Here is a 2,618-nt window from a genome sequence, read left to right on the forward strand (position 1 = left end):
ACAGCCCCAGCAGGACTCGCAACAGGTCGGCAGCCCCTTCATCGGTGAAGCTTTCGACCTTGTAGTAGTCGCAGGTGTTGGGTCCGAAGGCCAGTGGTATGTCTTCCGGTGACATTCCGGTCAGTATCACTGGAAGAATCTTCCTCGTCCATGCTTCCCGGTCGCGATGATGCAGATCAGCCAGGCGTTCGTACTCGGATCTGACCCCCAGTCGTTGCCCTTTCGAGACCCTGCCTTCGGCGGCGGCCAGGTACTCGGGGGATGCAATCAGCACAACGTAGTCGGCATGGCGAAGCTGATGGTCGACCCAATTGTTCCAGTTACGTCGGACATGAAGGTCCTGCTGGTCGTAGTGGACGTCCAGGCCCTTGGTCTGCAGGAACTCGCAGAGCCCGGCCACCGCAGCCTTGAAACTGGGAGACTCGTGCGCGTAGGTCACGAAGACTCGGCCGCGATCGGGCTCGCCGCCGTCGGTACACGTACTCGGTGCGGCAAACGGTCCACCTCGCACGGTCAGTGCAGGATGCCTGGTGGTGATCTGCCGTCCGGCTGTGGTGCGGACGTCTCGGTCGTCTTTCTTCGCCACGTCGGTGTGCGCTGCCCAGAACCGGCGCACCTGAGGAACGAAGCCGAGTTGGGCGGTTATTGCTACTGAGACGATGGCACTCGACACAAGTGGATCCATGGCGACGGGGGATTCCCTTCCGAACGAATCCAGCGGAGGCGGGATGGTTCTGGGGTCCGGCCTTGGTCGACGGGACCGCGCCTGGGTAACTGGGCTGCAATCCAGGTTCCGGGCGACGGGCCGTGTCGATTTGGCCGGGGCGCGGTGGGACGAGGGGTACCGAACACCCCGCCGACGGTGTCCGGCCATACTCTCGGACAGACCCGGACAGCGAGGCCCACGAGCAGCGCGTCGCACACCGTCCGCCGGACGTCCGGTCAACCGGCAGAGGGCAGTGCGTCGACGGGACGGCGTGATTTTGAATCCGACAGAGGTCCGGTCACGGGCCGATTTCGGCGTGGCGCTCGACACGCTGCGCCTCAGCCTGGGTTTGTCGTACCGCAATCTGGAGCGGCGCGCCGAGAAGCGTGATCCGGCTCGGTTGCTGCCTGCCGCGACCGCGAACGATGCCGTCAGGTCAGGCAGGCCGAAGTGGGAGACAGTCGAGATCTTCCTCGACGCCTGCGACGTGCCGCCGAGCGAACGCCATGCCTGGCATGAAGCATGGCAGCGCGCCCAGTCCGAGGAACTCGACCGTCGGCGTGTCCTGGACGCCGACCCGTACCTCCTCGGCCTACACCGTCCGATTGAGGTACCCGGCGCCACGCCCAACGCCCTGCCGACCTACGTGCTCAGAGACAAGGACAACGGCGACCGCGGTATCCGCGCCCGGCTCCACTCCATGGCGACGACAGGCGGCTTCCTACTCATCGTCGGCGATTCATCCGTCGGTAAGTCGCGAACCGCCTACGAGGCGATCCGGGCCGAGTGCGGCGGGTGGGAGCTCATCCACCCCGACGACGCTGGCCGCCTTCACGCCCTTGCCGCCGAGCCGCCCACAAAACCGCTGGTGATCTGGCTGGACGAACTCCAGACCTACTTCGACGGCCAGACCTCGCTGACCGCGGGCACCATCCGGTCCCTGCTGGGAGCCAGCACACCAGTCGTCCTGGTCGCCACGATCTGGTCGATCTTTCAGAACGCCTACTCCCACGTCCCGCCGCCGGGCGAACCCGATCCGCACCGGCATGCCCGCGAGACGCTGCGCCTCGCCGACAGTGTCACCCTCGAGACCGCTTTCACCCCCGGCGAGACCAGCCGCGCCCGCGCGGCGGCGGACGCGGGCGACGCGCGGATCAGCGCCTACCTCGATCTCGACACCGCCTACAGCCTGCCGGAACACCTCGCTGCGACCCCCGCCCTGCTCCACCACCTCGCCACGGCTCCGCCCTACGCCAAGGCGGTGTTGCTCGCCGCGCTCGACGCACATCGCCTTGGCGCCCGCAACCCCCTGCCCCGGGAGCTGCTGCTGGCCGCCGCCGACGACTACTGCACCCCCCGCGACCAGGCCGACGCCCCGGCAGACTGGTTCGAGAAGGCCCTCGACTACGACACCCGCCGCCTGCACGGCTCCACCAGCGCGCTCGCCCCCGTCGGCGCCGGCCTAGGCGTCAATACCGGCTACCTGGCGGCCGACTATCTCCGCCAACACGCCAGCCGAACTCGCCACCGTGCTCGCCCGCCCGCCAGCCTCTGGACCGCGCTGCGCGACCACCTCATCCACCCCGACGACATCCCCCGCATAGCCACCAACGCCTGCGTGCGCCGCATCTACGTCATCGCGGTCCCCCTCCTCGGGGCCTGTGCCGACGCCGGCGACGATCAGGCCGCCCACGACCTGGCCGAGCTGCTCGCGAGGGCCGGGGACGTCGATATGTTGCAGGCCCGCGCCGACGCTGGTGACGACCCGGCGGCCTACCGCCTGGCCGAGCTGCGCGCCGACGCTGGGGACCTCGGTCCGCTGCGGGAGCGCGCCGACGCCGGCGACGAGGCGGCGGCCCGTCGGCTGGCCGAGCTGCTGGCCGCGGCCGGGTCCGTAGACACGCTGCAGGAG

General features: G+C 68.7%; 1 protein-coding gene and 1 pseudogene. One reads left to right on the top strand and one right to left on the bottom strand.

Features of this window, described 5'->3' with window-relative positions; all coding sequences use genetic code 11:
• Window positions 1–673: toll/interleukin-1 receptor domain-containing protein (locus MJ797_RS26740; RefSeq protein ID WP_239342522.1), on the bottom strand; the 673-nt coding region annotated here is incomplete at its 3' end.
• Between the two features lie 349 nt (window positions 674–1,022).
• Between MJ797_RS26740 and MJ797_RS26745 the strand changes: the two are divergent.
• A pseudogene (locus MJ797_RS26745) lies at window positions 1,023–2,618 on the top strand (hypothetical protein); the annotation flags it as partial.

It is taken from the genome of Protofrankia sp. CiP3, assembly GCF_917627345.1.
GTDB lineage: Bacteria > Actinomycetota > Actinomycetes > Frankiales > Frankiaceae > Protofrankia.